Raw genomic sequence first — 2,231 nt, forward strand, 5'->3', positions numbered from 1 at the left:
ACCATCTTCCCCAACATTTCCATCTTCTTCGCGCCCGAAATCACCCAGGTCGCCCAGCTCATCCCCGGCGACACGCCCGGCAACAACATCACCAACCTGATGTTCATCCGGCGTGAGCCGCCCATGAACGGACGAGGCGGACGCTGCCGCGATCGAAGGCATGATGGACTGGCTGCGCGATGTCGTGAATGACGAGGATTATGGCGTCGGCCTGCAAGTGCAAAAGGGTCTGGAATCCGGCGCGGTCAAATCGGTCATCTTCGGCCGCAACGAGCGCGGCAACCAATATTTCCACAACTATGTCGACTATCTCCAGCGCGCCGACCCGGACGAAAACCCGCCGGAATTGTGAGTCGGAGGCGAAAGTATCTGACGCCCCCCCTTCCCCCGTTCGCCCTGAGCCTGTCGAAGTGCCCTTCTTCTTGAAGAGAAGTGGAGGGCTTCGACAAGCTCAGCCCGAACGGACTTGAGGTAAGCCCGAACGGGTTGTATAATCGCGTCCCTCCAGTCAAGCGTGGTTGGCATGGGAAGGCTGATCGCGTCGGGCATKGCGTCGACACGTTAATCAACCTTGTGCTTGTTTTTCTCAATRCGGCGTGTCGCGCGAGGGTKTTCGTATGCCGGGAGCAGGGTTGTCTTCGCGGTCGGCATAAAGCCGCCGCATGATGGGTCTCCGCAGGCAAGGTCTTCCTATGTTTTGTGCGCAGTCTTTAAAAAGCTGCAGCCGTTAAAGCGGAATGACCTGACCCACGTCCRCGGCAGGGACGCCTCAATACGTCAGATGCTGACGCGCTGAGAAGTTAAGCWGGTGAATTGGTTATGCGGTGACGCCAGCCGATGTGTTGAATGCCTCTCCTGTTTTGAGCATTGTGTGCATGATGACTGCCAGTTTGCGGGCCACAGCGACCGCGGCGCGCTTGAAACCCAGCCGCTCGCGCAGCCTGAGGCCCCAGTCTTTGAGGCCGCTCTGGTTGCTAGCGTGGGTACGCGTGAGAATGACCGTTGCCGCCTCGTATAAGAGGCCGCGCAGATAGTTGTCGCCTCGCCGCGAGATGTGGCCGTCATAATCCACTTCGCCTGATTGGTAACGCCGCGTGGTAAGCCCGAGCCAGGCGCCGACCGCGCGTGAAGTTTTGAAGTTTGCTGGGTCTTCGATCGCCGCAGCATAGGAGACGGCCGTGACCGCCCCGACTCCCGGGATCGTCATCAGCARCTTGATTGCCTGGCTTTGCCGGGCTGCGGCGAGCAACTGACGATCAAGTTCWGCGGCGCGCTTGCGGATGTCGCGCCAGCCTCYAGCAAAGGCAATATGATCTGTGCCAGGCCATCCCTGCCGTCCAGAAGCTCGCGGACATTCCCGTCGAATACACGGCCTGTACCCTTGGGAACGAYGATGCCAAACGTCTTCATGACCCCGCGGATCTGATTGCTCAGCTGCGTTGAGATGGTAAGCAACAGGTTGCGGGCGCCCACCAGTGTGCGGGTCAACATGGCGTCGAACGACTTCACCCKGACCGCCTTGTAAAAGCCGGCTTCTGCCAGTTGGGCCAGACCGTCAGCATCATTGGCATCAGTCTTGTTGAGCGTCTCGTTCAATATTTTCTGCGCATGRCGCGCTTCGATGCAGAYCGCGGGAACTCCCGCCGCCGTTAATGCATGATAGAACCAKGTCGACAATGGACCTGTCTCGAATACCACCCGCTCCGCATGCGGGGCGTGTTTGCGGACTATCTGCGCCAGGATCTGGGGATCCGATGCGCACTTGCCGCGCCAGATCCGTTTTCCATCCTGACGAATGGAGATCGCGGTATCTTTTAGTGAAACGTCAAAGCCTATATACTGTTTCATGGTTGCTCTCCGTGCGATGCTTGGGCCCGGTGCCAATCGTGAGCCCGTTTTTCCATCATATCGGGGGGCAACCACCCCTGTCAGCTATATCAAAATGCTGATGCCCGGGACGAATCGCGCCGCGATTATCCCATGTTTTGTKCCGTGAGCTTGTCGCTGCCTGACGTTTCCCCTGGCTGGTATGAACAGATCAGAGAAGGGGTATCAGACGAAGGACGGAGTAAAGGCGGAGGCACCGGTCGCCTTCTTGATGTTCACGTTAAAGCCGTGAGCCTTGAACAGATGGAGATCGCACGGCTGGAGGCCGAGCTGGTGCGAGTGCGCAATGGAGAGCCACATTCTAAAAAAAAAAACAGCGGTAGACTCGCGAGGGAGCCGCGGTG

Annotated in this window: 2 protein-coding genes and 1 pseudogene; 2 read left to right on the top strand and 1 reads right to left on the bottom strand. The window is 58.4% G+C overall.

Going from position 1 to position 2,231, the window contains the following annotated elements:
* Both BF95_RS28540 and BF95_RS28545 read left to right on the top strand, forming a co-directional pair.
* Nucleotides 1-192 (top strand): SRPBCC family protein (locus tag BF95_RS28540; protein ID WP_443018436.1); only part of this gene is annotated, 192 nt, incomplete at its 5' end.
* Nucleotides 161-352 carry an SRPBCC family protein gene (locus BF95_RS28545; protein WP_043155517.1) on the top strand — a complete coding sequence of 64 codons (192 nt, stop codon included), beginning with the start codon at nt 161-163 and terminating at the stop codon, nt 350-352. The genes BF95_RS28540 and BF95_RS28545, both read left to right, overlap by 32 nt.
* 465 nt (nt 353-817) lie before the next feature.
* On the opposite strand, the pseudogene BF95_RS24940 reads toward BF95_RS28545, so the two are convergent.
* Nucleotides 818-1,848, bottom strand: a pseudogene (locus BF95_RS24940) (IS110 family transposase).
* Nucleotides 1,849-2,231 lie beyond the last annotated feature (383 nt).

The sequence above is a fragment of the Sphingobium sp. Ant17 genome (assembly GCF_000588875.1).
Lineage (GTDB): Bacteria > Pseudomonadota > Alphaproteobacteria > Sphingomonadales > Sphingomonadaceae > Sphingobium.

What these genes read in the sequence shown, in the direction of transcription:
- BF95_RS28545 (WP_043155517.1), top strand. Translation starts at nt 161, where the DNA reads ATGATGGACTGGCTGCGCGATGTCGTGAATGACGAGGATTATGGCGTC.